This window comes from Sporosarcina sp. P17b (assembly GCF_002743115.1).
GTDB classification, from domain to species: domain Bacteria; phylum Bacillota; class Bacilli; order Bacillales_A; family Planococcaceae; genus Sporosarcina; species Sporosarcina ureae_C.
Genome location: NZ_PDYP01000003.1, coordinates 203,525 through 218,349, shown reverse-complemented (window position 1 = coordinate 218,349; position 14,825 = coordinate 203,525). Strand labels below are relative to the sequence as shown.

The 14,825-nt window shown below is 43.9% G+C and carries 16 protein-coding genes and 1 riboswitch; all 16 genes read left to right on the top strand.

Annotated elements, in window-relative coordinates; genetic code table 11:
- Nucleotides 1-12 precede the first annotated feature (12 nt).
- Entirely contained in the window at nt 13-1,281 is a 1,269-nt protein-coding gene (gene eutH, locus CSV76_RS05095; RefSeq protein ID WP_085427589.1) for an ethanolamine utilization protein EutH, read from the top strand.
- A 22-nt stretch (nt 1,282-1,303) separates the two neighbouring features.
- Nucleotides 1,304-1,645, top strand: coding sequence for an ethanolamine utilization microcompartment protein EutS (gene eutS, locus CSV76_RS05090; protein ID WP_085427588.1), 342 nt, complete (start codon nt 1,304-1,306; stop codon nt 1,643-1,645).
- Between the two features lie 12 nt (nt 1,646-1,657).
- Nucleotides 1,658-2,155, top strand: a complete 498-nt coding sequence (locus tag CSV76_RS05085) for a EutP/PduV family microcompartment system protein (protein ID WP_085427587.1) — start codon at nt 1,658-1,660, stop codon at nt 2,153-2,155.
- A gap of 237 nt (nt 2,156-2,392) precedes the next feature.
- Nucleotides 2,393-3,838, top strand: a complete 1,446-nt coding sequence (locus tag CSV76_RS05080; protein ID WP_085427586.1) for an ethanolamine ammonia-lyase reactivating factor EutA — start codon at nt 2,393-2,395, stop codon at nt 3,836-3,838.
- Between the two features lie 14 nt (nt 3,839-3,852).
- Nucleotides 3,853-5,217, top strand: a complete 1,365-nt coding sequence (locus CSV76_RS05075) for an ethanolamine ammonia-lyase subunit EutB (protein WP_085427585.1) — start codon at nt 3,853-3,855, stop codon at nt 5,215-5,217.
- Nucleotides 5,218-5,224: 7 nt separating this feature from the next.
- A complete protein-coding gene (gene eutC / locus CSV76_RS05070; RefSeq protein WP_369823286.1) occupies nt 5,225-6,226 on the top strand; it encodes an ethanolamine ammonia-lyase subunit EutC in 1,002 nt (333 codons plus the stop codon).
- A gap of 16 nt (nt 6,227-6,242) precedes the next feature.
- On the top strand, nt 6,243-6,887 hold the full coding sequence (gene eutL, locus CSV76_RS05065) for an ethanolamine utilization microcompartment protein EutL (RefSeq protein ID WP_085427583.1): 645 nt from the start codon (nt 6,243-6,245) through the stop codon (nt 6,885-6,887).
- Nucleotides 6,888-6,960: 73 nt separating this feature from the next.
- Nucleotides 6,961-8,430 carry an aldehyde dehydrogenase family protein gene (locus tag CSV76_RS05060; protein ID WP_232319639.1) on the top strand — a complete coding sequence of 490 codons (1,470 nt, stop codon included), beginning with the start codon at nt 6,961-6,963 and terminating at the stop codon, nt 8,428-8,430.
- A gap of 23 nt (nt 8,431-8,453) precedes the next feature.
- A complete protein-coding gene (locus tag CSV76_RS05055) occupies nt 8,454-8,738 on the top strand; it encodes a BMC domain-containing protein (protein WP_085132129.1) in 285 nt (94 codons plus the stop codon).
- 33 nt (nt 8,739-8,771) lie between these two features.
- Nucleotides 8,772-9,650, top strand: a complete 879-nt coding sequence (pduL, locus tag CSV76_RS05050) for a phosphate propanoyltransferase (RefSeq protein WP_085427581.1) — start codon at nt 8,772-8,774, stop codon at nt 9,648-9,650.
- A 16-nt stretch (nt 9,651-9,666) separates the two neighbouring features.
- Nucleotides 9,667-9,972 (top strand): EutN/CcmL family microcompartment protein, encoded by a 306-nt coding sequence (locus CSV76_RS05045; RefSeq protein WP_085427580.1) that lies wholly within the window; start codon nt 9,667-9,669, stop codon nt 9,970-9,972.
- Nucleotides 9,947-10,288: a BMC domain-containing protein gene (locus CSV76_RS05040; protein WP_085427579.1), complete on the top strand. Its 342-nt coding sequence runs from the start codon at nt 9,947-9,949 to the stop codon at nt 10,286-10,288. Before CSV76_RS05045 ends, CSV76_RS05040 begins: the two co-directional genes overlap by 26 nt.
- 55 nt (nt 10,289-10,343) lie before the next feature.
- Entirely contained in the window at nt 10,344-11,294 is a 951-nt protein-coding gene (gene mdh / locus CSV76_RS05035) for a malate dehydrogenase (protein ID WP_085427578.1), read from the top strand.
- A gap of 366 nt (nt 11,295-11,660) precedes the next feature.
- Nucleotides 11,661-11,831 (top strand): hypothetical protein, encoded by a 171-nt coding sequence (locus CSV76_RS17195; RefSeq protein WP_157129955.1) that lies wholly within the window; start codon nt 11,661-11,663, stop codon nt 11,829-11,831.
- Nucleotides 11,832-11,998: 167 nt separating this feature from the next.
- Nucleotides 11,999-12,172, top strand: a riboswitch (cobalamin riboswitch).
- 172 nt (nt 12,173-12,344) lie between these two features.
- Nucleotides 12,345-13,565: a hypothetical protein gene (locus tag CSV76_RS05030; RefSeq protein WP_085427577.1), complete on the top strand. Its 1,221-nt coding sequence runs from the start codon at nt 12,345-12,347 to the stop codon at nt 13,563-13,565.
- Between the two features lie 75 nt (nt 13,566-13,640).
- Nucleotides 13,641-14,756: a CdaR family transcriptional regulator gene (locus CSV76_RS05025; RefSeq protein ID WP_099624887.1), complete on the top strand. Its 1,116-nt coding sequence runs from the start codon at nt 13,641-13,643 to the stop codon at nt 14,754-14,756.
- Nucleotides 14,757-14,825 lie beyond the last annotated feature (69 nt).

The window sequence follows — 14,825 nt, the reverse complement described above, 5'->3', positions numbered from 1 at the left end:
GAGGAAACCTAAATGGAAATGATCGGTACAGTAATTGTATATATTATTATGGCCTGTGCAGTGGCAGGGGCATTTGCATCAATAAAGAATCCTGAAGAGGGATTAGGTAAAGAATTTATGTCTGGATTACACGCAGTAGGACATATCTTCGTTCCAGCAGCAGGAATCATGGCATCTATACCCTACTTAACATGGTTCATCAGTAAATTTATCGGACCGATCTTCAACTCAATCGGAGCAGATCCTGCAATTGCCGCAACTACTATACTGGCTTCGGATATGGGTGGTTATCAGTTAGCGGAAGCACTAAAAGTAACAAATGAAGGATGGATTATGGCGTTAATCGTCGGTTTCATGTCAGGAGCAACGATTGTTTTCTCTATTCCGATGGGACTTGCGATGCTTGATAAGCGAGATCATAAATACATGGCGCTTGGTATTATGTCGGGTGTTTTGACAATTCCGATTGGCGCATTTATTGCTTCTGTTTTAGTAGTAATATTCAACACGGACGTGCGTGATGTGATTAGCACGACAGCTACATCTAATTATGAATTTGCAATTAGTTATTTACAGATTTTCATCAATTTATTGCCATTATTAATTTTTGTAGTATTGATTGCGGTCGGACTGAAGTTCGTTCCTCGCATTATGATTAACGGTTTTATGATTTTTGGACGCGTGATGGACGCTGCCATTAAATTAGTGTTAGTGTTCTCTATCGTTGAAGTATTTACAGGTATTTTCACTAAGATATTTGGCGCGTGGGGCTTCGATCCAATTATGGCGGATGAAATAGACCAATTCCGTGCACTTGAAACAGCGGGATACATTGGTATTATGCTAGCGGGTGCGTTCCCGATGATTTATTTGATTAGAAAGTATATGGGCAAACCTTTAGAATCTGCTGGGAAAAAAATTGGACTTTCACCTGAAGGAAGTGCGGGTTTACTTGCGACTGTTGCGAATATCTTGGCGATGTTCTCATTGGTTCGTTACATGAGACCAAAAGACAAAGTCGTTAATATCGCATTCGCAGTTTGTGCGGCGTTCTTGTTGGGTGATCACTTATCGTTCACAGCGAACTTCCAGCCAAATATTATTTTACCGGTTATACTAGGTAAATTGAGTGCGGGTATCATCGCAATTATTATTGCGTACAAGCTTTCTGTTCCAACGGCATTAAAGCTGGAGAAGCAAGACCGTGAAGCTGGAATTATTAAAAAGGGCGAGTACGAAAATGAAAACGTTGAACCAGAAGCTCCTGCTGCTAAAGCATAAAACTATATAGGGAGTGTGTATAATGAGCGAAGAAAAGAAAAGGTTTATACAGGAATTCGTTCCGGGAAAACAGCTTACACTCAGTCATTTGATCGCTAATCCCGATCCCGATATGTTTCAGAAGTTAGGTATACAGGAAGCGGGTGCTTTAGGTATCCTTACATGTACACCGAGTGAAACGGTCATTATCGCAGGAGACTTGGCAACGAAAGCGGCTAATGTCCGCATTGGATTCCTCGATCGATTTACAGGCAGTCTGGTTATTGTGGGCAGTGTCTCAGAAGTGGAGATGGCAATGCTTGAGATCAACCGGTTTTTATCCGAAAAGTTGAACTATACGCCAGCGGAAATTACAAAATCATAAGGAGTGAGGATGATGCGAAACAAGGCGATGCTAGTCGGTGCGGTACGAGCGGGGAAGTCTACATTGACAAATGCTTTATTGGGCCGAAAAGTAGAAGCTTTCAAAACGCAGACGCTCAATTATTATGATTGGATTGTTGATACGCCGGGAGAGTATTCGGAAAATCCGATGTTCTATAAAAACATCATGGCCACTGCACTTGAAGTGACACATGTACTGTACTTGCAGGATGCAACAAGTGAGAAACTTATATTCCCGCCAGGTTTCAGCATGGGTATCCCGAAACTTCCGATTGGTGTCATTACCAAGTGTGATCTACCTGAAGCTGACCTAGAGCGTTCACTCGACATGCTAAAAACCGTTATGAACCAAGGGCCCATCGTCATGGTTTCATCCGTAACAGGCATGGGGGTCGAACATTTGAAAGAATTAACAAAGCTAAACAACCTCACTGCAATGCAACAATACGTAGAATCATCAGCCGATCCACACTTGATCTATCTCGGGTAATCTTCTTTACAGTCAGTAAGGAATTTGATATAGTAAATTGTATACAAGTGAATAAAAACGGCAAAGGTGCCTTTACATCCCGTGGGAAAATCCATGGGTTTGTAAAGGCGCCTTTTTTATATCAAAAGATCGAAACGACCCAAGGGGCTGGCGTCGGAAACTAGTTGCAATCAAAAGTGCAGGACGCCGTCGAGCACCGACAGGCGTTGAAATCTATAATCAGGAAGGGGTGTGGGAGTGAGCAATTTCAATAAGCACGAAACTATCATTAGTGCAGGCATTGATATTGGCACAAGCACGACGAAACTGATTATCAGTCGATTTTCGCTACGTAACGTGGCAGGCGCAACGCATGTGCCAAGAATAGAAATCACAAACAAAGAAATACTCTATAAAAGCCCTGTATTCCGGACGCCATTGCAAGACGCAGTGACGATCGATGTAGCGGGCGTCCAACAAATTATCCGCTCTGAATACGACAAAGCAGGAATTCAGCCTTCGCAGATTGAAACGGGTGCTGTTATTATCACCGGTGAAACCGCTACCAAGCGGAATGCCAGTGAAATGTTACATCAGTTGTCTAACGAAGCGGGCGATTTCCTCGTAGCAACTGCAGGACCTGATCTAGAAGGCATCATTGCGGCTAAAGGTTCAGGCAGCTATGAATCGTCCGGAAAAAGCGGGCAGGTCATCGCCAATATAGACATTGGTGGAGGAACAGCCAATATTGCAGTATTCAAGGATAAGCAGCTCCTTGGCACATGTACGATGCACATTGGAGGTAGATTAATCGAATTTGAAGGCGGCAAAGTACGTACCATCTCACCACCAGTCGAACGATTACTGCGAGAGCAAGGTTACACATTGCAAGTAGGGGATCCGCAAAATTCTTCAGCCGTAACATTTGTAACGACGTATATGGCGGAAGCAATGGGGCGAATCTTAAAAAAAGAAGTTCACGCACAAGATCAAGTACTACTACTCGGTCATGAACCGAATTGGTCGCCGGCAGTCGATACAATCGTCTTTTCAGGTGGAATTTCGGAATGCATGTATCATCATGAATCCGGTGAAGTACAAGAAGCACAATACGATGATATAGGTGTTCAGCTTGCGGAAGCCTTGTTGCGTAACACTTCACTACAGCATTTCACTTGGCAGGAGCCGATAGAAACTGTACGTGCAACCGTATTAGGTGCAGGAACCCAGACGACTGAAATTAGTGGAGCCACCATTCAAGTTGCACCGCATGAATTACCATTAAAAAATATTCCGATTCATCAATATGATTTTAAAGAAGATTTAGCAACAGGTTTAGCCCATTTTGAAGACGCAGTGAGGCAGGCGGTTACTTTATATGACTCAGCCAAAGAAGGGCAAAACTTCGCGCTCTACTTATGCAATCTGCCCTATCTTGGGTTTCGGGATGTGCAGAAGCTTGCAAAAGCAGTTGTCCAAATCATGAATCAGCGGCCACGTCCTGAACAGCCCATTATATTGGTGATCCAATCAGATCACGCCAAGGTGATTGGCCAGACACTCGCGGCATTACAAGTGAAACAAAGCATTATTTGTATAGATCAAATCAATGTGGAAACAGGCGATTACATCGATATCGGAAAAGCACTCACTTCAGGTGTAGTACCGGTTGTCGTAAAAACCTTAACTTTCCACACAACGTAAAGGAGGTCTCGTACGTGAATTTATCCACTACATTAGGCGGCGAACGATATGTGTTCCACGACTTAAAAGAAGTGCTAGCGAAAGCGAATGAAGAGAAATCCGGTGATCGCCTTGCAGGAATTGCGGCAGAAACCGTCCAGGAACGAATCGCTGCGAAAACAGTTGTCAGTGAGTTGCTAGTAAGCGATATCCGCAATAATCCACTCATTCCGATTGAAAGCGATGAAGTGTCACTTATTATCGAAAACGATATTAACGAGAAGGTTTACGGTGGAATCCAGAATTGGAGTATCGCAGAACTACGTGAATATATATTAAGTAATGAAGTAGGCGACCGCGAATTAAAGCGTCTCAGTAGAGGATTGACTTCTGAAGTCATCGCCGCGGTTACGAAATTGATGTCCAACTTGGACTTAGTGCACGCAGCAAATAAAATCGAAATTCTATCTACATGCAATATTACAATTGGCCAAAAAGGTACATTGTCTTCACGTTTGCAGCCGAACCACCCGACTGACAATATCGATGGAATTCTTACATCATTGAAAGAAGGCTTGTCTTACGGTATTGGTGATGCGGTGATTGGGATCAATCCTGTAGATGATTCTGTAGAAAGCGTAAAGCGTGTACTGAATGCAACGAAGGATTTCATAGATGAGTGGGAAATCCCTACGCAAAACTGTGTACTTGCACACGTTACAACGCAAATGAAAGCGATTGAACAAGGTGCTCCTGCCGACATGATTTTCCAAAGTATCGCAGGAACTGAAAAAGCTCATCGTTCATTCGGTATTTCAGCAGAGCTAATAGCAGAAGCGAAAGACTTGTCATTGAAAATGGGTACAGGCACTGGTCCACAAACGTTGTACTTTGAAACAGGACAAGGTTCGGAATTATCCGCCGAAGCACATTATGGTGTAGATCAAGTGACAATGGAAGCGCGTAACTACGGTTTTGCACGACATTACGATCCATATATCGTCAACACGGTGGTTGGATTTATTGGGCCTGAGTACTTGTACAACAGTAAACAAGTTATTCGTGCAGGACTTGAAGATCACTTCATGGGCAAGCTACACGGACTGCCGATGGGTGTAGATATTTGCTATACGAACCATATTAAAGCGGATCAAAATGATATTGAAGATTTAAGTATCTTATTATCGGCAGCAGGTGTGAATTTCATCATCGCAGCACCGATGGGTGATGACGTTATGCTGAATTACCAGTCCATGAGCTACCATGACGTGGCAACGGTTCTTCAGACGATGGGCAAAACGCCAGCACCTGAATATTTAAAATGGCTTGAAAAGATGGGGATTTATGAAAATGGCATGCTAAGCAAACGTGCCGGAGATCTCACACTCTTCAATCGATAGGAGGTGGATGAACTTGAATGAAGAACTGATTCAGCAAATCACAAAAATGGTCGTAGAGAAGCTAGAAGCTGCAAGCGGCAATCAAACGGTACCACAGAATTCCGACGAGCAAAAGGTAGAGTTGTTTTCACAACAGCCTATTGGACATTTGAACGCAGAAACTGTGAAAAAGTCACCTAGTGGATTGGTGACATTCCATAGTACAGCGGAAGAGCCAAAGCGGAATATCGCTACGGTAAAACCAAAGCCAACGACGGCATACGGTAATCCGAAACCGAAGGTAGAACCTGAAGCAGAGCCTGTAGAAGATAAATGGGCAGAGTATCGCAAGAAAACTCCGGCTAGAGTAGGAGTTGGACGCGCAGGTTCACGTCCGAAAACGAAGACATGGTTACAGTTTCGACTAGATCACGCGGCGGCAGTCGATGCGGTCTACGGTGAAGTGCCGGACGACTTGCTTGAGCAGCTAGGATTATTCCAAGTGCAATCCAAAGTGGTGGATAAAGAAGAATATATTCGACGTCCGGATCTTGGTAGAAAACTTTCAGATGAAGCGAAGTCTGTTATTCAAGAACGCTGTAAAAAGTCCCCTGTCGTACAGATCGTTGCGTCAAATGGTCTAAGTGCGAAAGCGATTGAAGAAAATCTGGAAGATGTCTACTTGTCACTGGAACAATCGTTAAACAACTTGAATATCGAAATGGGAACAACATTTTACGTTGACAAAGGCCGAGTTGCTGTGATGGATGATATCGGTGAGTTATTGCAACCGGATGTAGTAGTCATGCTGATCGGTGAACGTCCTGGTCTAGTATCTGCGGAATCACTAAGTGCTTACATGTGCTACAAACCAAGGCACGGTACGATTGAAGCAGATCGTATGGTCATTTCCAATATCCATAAAGGGGGAATTCCACCTGTTGAAGCGGGTGCATTCCTCGGTACGATCATTCAGAAAATCTTAAAATACGAAGCGAGTGGTGTATCGCTTGTTCAAAAAGAAGGTTGAGGAAGGGGGAGGACGAATGAAAATCCACGCGGACATCTTGTCGATGCAAGTCATTCCAAACGTTAGTCCTGAGCTGGCTGAGAAGTTTGATCTGAAGCCCTATCAACGCAGTCTTGGGTTGGTGACGACGACAATTGATGACATTGGTTATACAGCAATTGATGCAGCTACGAAGCATAGCGACGTGGAAGTGGTCTACGCGAAAAGTTTTTACGCAGGTGCTGCACATTCTTCCGGACCGCTGTCTGGTGAGTTTATCGGAATCATTGCTGGACCGTCACCGGAAGAAGTGAAAAGTGGTCTTGATTCGATTCGTATCACTATAGAGCATGAAGCGTATTTCGAAGCAATCAATGGAAATCCGGATCATGCGTTATATGCGCATACCATTTCTAGCTGTGGTAGTTACTTGGCTGACATGGCTAACATACCAGTTGGCCAATCAATCGCATACTTGATTGCACCACCTATTGAAGCAATTATCGGTTTGGATGCGGCCTTAAAAGCTGCAGATGTCACATTATGTGAACTCTATGCACCTCCCTCCGAAACAAACTTCGGTGGCGGTCTGCTCACGGGTAGTCAATCTTCTTGTGAAGCAGCAGCTGACGCGTTCCGTGAAGCCGTACAGAACATGGCGGATCATCCGTTAAGTTATTGATAGAGAAGCATGTAGAAAGGAGTGTTTTGATTTGGTTCAACTAGTGGATAAGGATTTATTGGCTTTGCAGCAAATGCGCTTGGCTGTTCAAACTGCAAAAGAAGCACAAGAGAAATTCATGGGCTATACGCAACAGCAAGTTGACAAAATAGTTAAAGCTGTAGCGGATGCCGCTTTTGAACAATCCGGCCGTCTAGCGCAATTAGCGGTAGATGAAACAGGTATGGGAGTAGCAGCTCATAAGAAGATCAAGAATGAAGTGGGTTCACGTGATGTCTATGAAAGCATCAAAGATTTGAAAACAGTGGGTGTTATCAAAGAAGATCATTTGAATAAAGTAGTGGAAATCGCTGCCCCGTTTGGTGTTGTAGCGGCAATCATTCCAACGACTAATCCAACGTCAACAGCGTTCTTCAAAACATTGATTTCATTGAAGACACGAAATTCCATTGTTGTGAGTCCACATCCTTATGCAGTGGAGTGTACACATGAAGCGTTAAAAGTATGTGATGCAGCAGCTGTTGCGGCAGGTGCTCCAGAAGGTTTGATCCAGTGTTTGACGTTGGCTTCAATGGAGGCAACACAGCAACTGATGTCCCATAAAGACGTCAATCTAATCATTGCAACAGGTGGTAGTGCACTAGTTAAAGCGGCATACAGCTCTGGAAAACCGGCTTATGGTGTAGGTCCTGGTAATGTCCCCGTTTATATCGAACGTTCTGCGAAGATAGAGAAAGCGGTAAAATATATTGTCGACAGTAAATCATTCGATTACGGTACGATTTGTGCAACGGAGCAAGCGATTGTCGTTGATAAGCATGTTGTAGACTTAGTTACACGTGAATTGAAGAAAAATGGCGCATACATTTTATCCGATGAAGAGAAGAAGATCATGGAAGGTGTCATCTCGCCGGTACCCGGCAAAGTGAATCCTAAAGTGGTCGGCAAGAGTCCACAGTTCATTGCCAAAATGGCTGGTATTTCTTTACCGGAAGGCACTCGCTTGATTATCGGGATGGAAACAAAGGTTGGAAAAAACATTCCGTTTTCATTGGAGAAATTATCACCGATCTTTGCGATGTATATTGTCGATGGTGTGAAGCATTCGAAAGAAGTATGCCTCGACTTGCTGAATCTTGGAGGACGTGGGCACAGCTTGGCGATTCACACGGAAATTGATGCAGTTGCACGTGAATTCGCCATGGAAATGCCTGTATCACGTATCTTAGTCAACACGATGGCTTCCATTGGTGCAGTGGGTGGAACGACAGGCTTGATGCCGTCGCTCACGTTAGGATGCGGAACTTTCGGTGGCAATATCACATCGGACAATGTTACAGCTAAGCACTTGCTAAACATTAAGCGAATGGCATACGGTACAAAAGAAGTTCAATTGCCGAAGCATTCAGAGCCTGTTGAAAGCTCAAATGATCAGCTTGTATCTAGTGTAATGAACAACGTTACAGCAGCAACAAACAGCAAGGTCGATCCGGCATTAGTGCAAAGTTTAGTCAGTGAAATCGTTAAACAACTTACAAAATAAAACATTATTAGGAGGAAACAATTATGAACAGAGAAGGTACAGCATTAGGAATGGTAGAAACTAAAGGGTTAATCGGTGCAATCGAGGCAGCAGACGCAATGGTGAAAGCAGCGAGTGTAAACTTAGTTGGTAAAGTACATGTTGGCGGCGGAATTGTAACTGTCATGGTACGTGGCGATGTAGGCGCAGTAAAAGCGGCAACAGACGCAGGCGCGGCTTCTGCACAACGCGTAGGCGAATTGCTTTCTGTTCACGTAATTCCAAGACCACATAATGAATTAGAAATGATGTTACCAAAAAGCGAATAATCACTGCTGACACAGTAGAAAGGCGTGAACTAAATGAATCAGCAATTGATTGAGCAAATTGTCGGAGAGATTCTTGGACAACTGGGAAAATCCCCCGTTCAATTGCCGGAACGAGCGGTGCCCATTGCGGTTTCCGCCCGTCACGCACATTTACAGCCTGAACATGTGGAAGTATTGTTTGGCGCAGGGTATGAATTGACACAACGGTCCGAGCTATCGCAGCCGGGCCAATTCGCCGCCAATGAAACGGTGATGATTGCGGGACCTAAAAGTAGCATTGAACGTGTGCGGATTTTAGGTCCTGTCCGAAAAGCGACTCAAGTTGAGGTCAGCTTTACGGATGCCATGAAGCTCGGCGTCAAGCCCCCACTTCGGGAATCCGGCAATATTGAAGGATCCGCACCGATTACATTAATTGGACCAAAGGGTAGTGTGCATATAGACCAAGGTCTGATTATCGCACAGTCACATATCCACATGGCTCCCACGGACGCTTCACGCTTTGGCGTGGTAGATGGGGAGTACGTGACGGTCGAAGCAGATGGAATCCGTCCTATTGCATTCCGCAATGTGCGGATACGGGTGAATGAACGCTATCGTCTTGAAATGCATATCGATACGGATGAAGCCAATGGTGGTTTCATTACACAAGGGTCGATTGGCCGTCTAGTGAAACCGAATGACGCAAATAATACGACAGTAGGACAAGTTGCGGGAGTAACAGAAACCGTTATAACGCCTGAACCAGTAAGTGTGCCACAGTCATTTGAATTTACTAAAAGACTATTGTCAGCTGAAGATATCGCTTTGATTTCTGAGCGGGAGATTTTAGTGAATAAAGGCACGATTGTTACAGCACTTGCAAGAGATACAGCACGGGAACTCGGTAAAACGATAACCAATAGAAAGTAGAAAAAGGTGATTACGCATGCGAATGGGTAGAGTAATTGGTAATGTGTGGGCAACCCGCAAAGAAGATGGACTATCAGGGCTTAAACTGCTGATCATCCAGCCGATTGATGCACACGGCAATAGTATACAGTCGCATATGGTCGCGGCAGATCGAATCGGGGCAGGAGTCGGCGACGAGGTACTTATTACGAGTGGCGGTTCCTCACGCTTCATTTTACCGAAAGAAAACCCGATCCCAATCGACGCGGTCATTATCGGTATTATCGATTCAACAGAAGTAAAGAGAGGTGATATACATGAGTCAAGCGATCGGAATGATTGAAACAAAAGGATTGATTGGATCGATTGAAGCAGCAGATGCTATGGTGAAAGCATCTAACGTGGAATTGGTATCACAAGAGATGGTCGATGGTGGAATTGTCACGGTCATCGTTCAAGGTGATGTCGGAGCAGTACAGGCAGCTGTCGATGCAGGTCGCGACGCAGCAGCGCGTGTTGGCGAGTTACTAGGTGCACATGTGATACCGCGTCCCGATGATTCAGTATACGGCATGGTGAAACCCTTAGTGTCGCCCACTCCAGAAATTCCGCAAATAAAGAAGTCTGCAGAGGCTAAGAAGGCACCGAAGAAAGACTGACGGTTGCTTATTAGCATATTTTCCATAATGAAATCTATAGAAAGGAGTGGTTTCCATGGCTTTCAAACGACATAAAATAGCAGTCATAGGAGCTGGCCACACCGGCTCAACCGTAGCATTGATGGCAGCGCAGAGGGAATTAGGCGATATCGTGTTGGTTGATATTCCAGACCTCTCCAATCCGACTAAAGGTAAAGCGTTAGATCTTCTTCAGACAAGTCCTGTGCAACAATTCAATTCCCGTATTACGGGTACATCCAATTATGAGGAGATTGAAGGCGCTGCAATGGTCATCATTACAGCAGGCGTTGCGCGTAAACCAGGTATGAGTCGTGATGATCTAGTGACAACGAATGCTAAGATTATGCGTTCCGTTTCCGAACAAGTGAAGCGTTATGCGCCAGACAGCACTGTGTTGATTTTAAGTAATCCGGTAGATGCGATGACGTATGTATGTTACAAAACAACAGGCTTTCCTAAAAACCGTGTAATTGGACAATCGGGTGTACTTGATACGGCGCGTTTCAATACCTTCGTTTCTGAAGAACTGAATATTTCTGTAGAAGATATTTCGGGCTTTGTACTAGGTGGACACGGAGATGATATGGTTCCACTTGTGCGTTATTCATATGCTGGCGGCATTCCGTTGGATAAAATTATCTCGAGCGAAAGACTAGAAGCAATTGTCGAACGCACTCGAAAAGGCGGTGGCGAGATCGTCTCTTTGCTAGGTAATGGCAGCGCGTATTATGCACCAGCAGCAGCTTTGGTGGAGATGGCTGAAGCGATAATTAAAGATAAAAAACGTATCATGCCATCCATTGCGTACTTAGAGGGCGAATACGGCTATCAAAACATCTATTTAGGTGTGCCAACTGTTTTGGGAGGTAATGGTATCGAGAGTGTAATTGAACTTCCATTAACAGAAGAAGAACAAACTGCGCTCGATCATTCAGCAGACTCTGTCAAAGCAGTCATCGCGATTTGCGAAAAGCAACTGTCTTAACCACTACAAATCTCTCTAAGTCGTAATCAGGACTTAGGGGGATATTTTTATATGTTGGGAAGTTCTCTTAGTCATTGAATGAGTGGGAAGTCATGCATATGCATTTAATAACTAACAAAAGTTAATGAAAAATGACAATTATAGTTTACTTTTATTTATGGAAATGATACAATAAACAGAATTCATTGAATTAAAAAACATGCGTTTAGTACACGCACCTGGGAATATATGTGAATTCATTTCTTCCTGCTTTCTAAATGTAAGCGCTTCCAATTAGCCTTTTATCAATAAAAGCGAAGAAAGTGTTCTTTTATTTCCTAACAAGACATATACTATGAAAAATACAAAATCCAGGAGGTAATTTTTATGAAAAACAATAACTATCAAAACAATTCAGCGTTACCAGAGCAAAATGAGACATACTATTTGATCACAGACTACACGGAGAATGGTTTCATCCATGGAATCACTTGGGAAGAAGCATATGTCCAAGGATTGGCGGAGTGCGGCTGTCTATGCGAACAACAACTAATGTAAGTAATGAAGAAAGCTCAATACAGGGTGCCTAGCAAAAAACGATTGTGGATGTGATCCCAGTGGTTTTATGCATAGGCACCCTGTTTAATTTTGTCTTCGTACATACCCAAAACAAACGCTACCACCCTCTACGATATCCATGATAAAATGAATGTAATCAAATACATGAGTTTGCACGATATATAGGTACCTATCGAGGTGTAAAAGGGAATCCGTAAACCGGAGCTGTCCCCGCAACTGTATACACGGACGACTGCCAAATCAGCCACTATGGAGACATGGGAAGGCGTGGTGGAAGGATGAAGTGGAGCCAGGAGACCTGCCTACGTATCGTCAAAGCTACACTTTCTTCGGGGGTTGAGAGGTGGGGGCAAAAAGGTCTCTCCTATCCATGCGTGTTCATGGGTTATGTTTGAGCTGCCTATTTTTGTTTCCTCATTCACAACTATTGCAATCATCTTGCCGAAGGGGCGGAATGATTGTTTTTTGTTGTTTACGAAAGGAGACGGCGATATGAGAAATCTTCAACAAACAGATGAACGAACGCATCAACATGCATTACTCCATGTATTATACAATCAAGCAGAACAACTACGTGGCAAGCCGATTTACCAAGGCTTTCATCAATTGGTTCGTAAGCTAATGCAGGATGGATTATATGGACAATGGATCCATAGCTATTCGGCAAATGAAATTAAGTGGTTAGGTTTGCAGATTAAAGCTGAACGGGATCAACTATTGTCGATTGAGCAACTTCAACAATATATGAGTGAGTTTATAACGTCTGATTACTCAGATCAGCGTATTGGGTTACCACAGGAACGACTTATGCTCATTGCAATGGCTGCTATGCAGAATGAAGAGATAGCTCGTCTGAAGAAAGTGCATGACGCCTATTGGATTCTTAGTCAAGGTTATATCACCTTGCCTGACGATGTCATGACGTTCTTTGGCAAGACATTTCATCAACGACATGCCAAAGTACCACCCCATACGATGCACCTAACAGATAGTAGGATACCCGCCTTTTTATCCAGCAAAGTAAAGGAGAAGCATATATTCGTCCCGGATCAGTTCATGGAACAGGTAAAGGCGTGCGGTTCTTGGCTTTTATTTGACCGTTCTCCTCATCAAGTTTCAACACACTCTCTAGTGAAGAAAAAGGTCTCTGCGATAGGTTTGATGAAGCAGTTGCTAGCTAGTGAAGGGGTTGTCTTGCATTTTAGCCAAGTTGTACATGCTAGGGCTGACGCATTGGATTCTCACATTCAACTAGATCGAGTCGTACAAAGAACAGATTTGGCAAGTGTTTGTACTATACTTATACGTTTGCTGAGTGGTATTGAAGATGTGTGGAATTACAGTTGTAGAATTAAAGTGGCGGGGTGGGAAGCGACAATAGCTCATCAACGAATTGGTTTACATTCGGAAGCTGCAGTGGATTATATTGAAAAAGCATCGAATGAAATAAATTCGCATCTAGAGACGGCTGCTTTTCAAAGTGGAAAAAAGATTCCTTTGCGTAAAGCGTCAGACGTGATGAACCGGTCCGCGTACCCAGCGACAAAGCATCAACAATTCTCAATGATTGATCGAGTAATGGCTGAACAACGTTATACCGATCTAGGCGGCTCTGTCACATTGGAAAAGTCCCTTCTTATCGAAACGGCTGAATTGTCCCAGTTGCTCATGAAAGCGTGGAGCTGTGGGGTTCTAGAAGTTCAGCTTGTCTAACTCTCCTCTGTTGTAGTGAAAACTGAAGTGGCGTAAGATATGAGTAACTAGCAGTTTTCAGCCGAGGTGAGACAGATGTTTCAATTTGATAAATTAGGACATGAAATCGTAACGGAGTTATCTAACTTGATACAACAACAGGTGATTTTAACTGATCGCCGGGGCTTCATTCAAGCGAGCACAGAACCTGGCCGGATCAATCAGTTCCATGAAGGAGCTTTATTGAGCATGCGTCAAAAATCTGTGCTGCGCATGGGAGAGAAAGAAGCAGGGCATCTGCACGGTGTTCGTGAGGGAATCGTGTTACCTATCATTATTGAAGGGGAACCGATTGCCGTGCTTGGTGTTACGGGTAATCCTGACGTGATCCATCCCCAAGCCCAACTAATTTTACGGGTAGTAGAGCTCTTTATACAAGATTCGTTAAAGCGTAAGCAAAAGGATGAAAGAGTTCGTGATGTAGAATTTTTCGTTTTTGATTGGTTGACTGGTTCTAAGAAAGATGAACGGTTCGTGGAAAGAGGAACCCTACTTGGAATGGACGTGACGCATTACCATCAAGTAGCGGTTCTTGAAGTGTTGGATTTGCTAGAACAGTTTTCGGTTGAGGAAATGGAGATATTCGCCTCGATTCAAAATATCCATTCATCCATGAAGATGATTCGCTGGGCGCAGAATAAAATTTTGTTGCTGTTGCCTGAAATGAATCAGGACACGTTAAAAAGTGAGTTGGAATTTCTTTTGTTGCATATCAAACGACGTAAAAAGGTACGAGTCGTTGCGGGTATAGGTGCACCGGTGCGATACTTCGATTTAGCGAAGTCCTTTGCACAGGCAGAGCGTGCGGTAAGCGCTGCTAAGGTGTCGGGTGATATTGTCTTTGAGCATGAGTTAAAGCTAGAGATTGTTTTGCAGAGCATTCCGGACGCGGTCAAGAAAGATTTTCTGAAGCGCACGGTTGCGCCGCTTGCAGATCATGAGGACTTGCTGAATAATCTAGCGGTGTGGTTCGAGGAGAATCAGTCGATGCAGAATACGGCGCAGCGTTTACATATACATAAGAATACGTTGTCCTATCGTTTGCAAAAGGTCGAGCAGTTAACGGGATTGTCCGTCTCCAGTACACATGATGTGTTTCTGTTGTACTTGGCATTGAGTTTGTTGGATGGACAAGTGCCTGGTAAGGAATGAAATAATAGTTTCAAATGGTGAGGATGGCAAGGGTGTTGGGGGAGGGGATTTCCGTTCCGAGCGGACGCT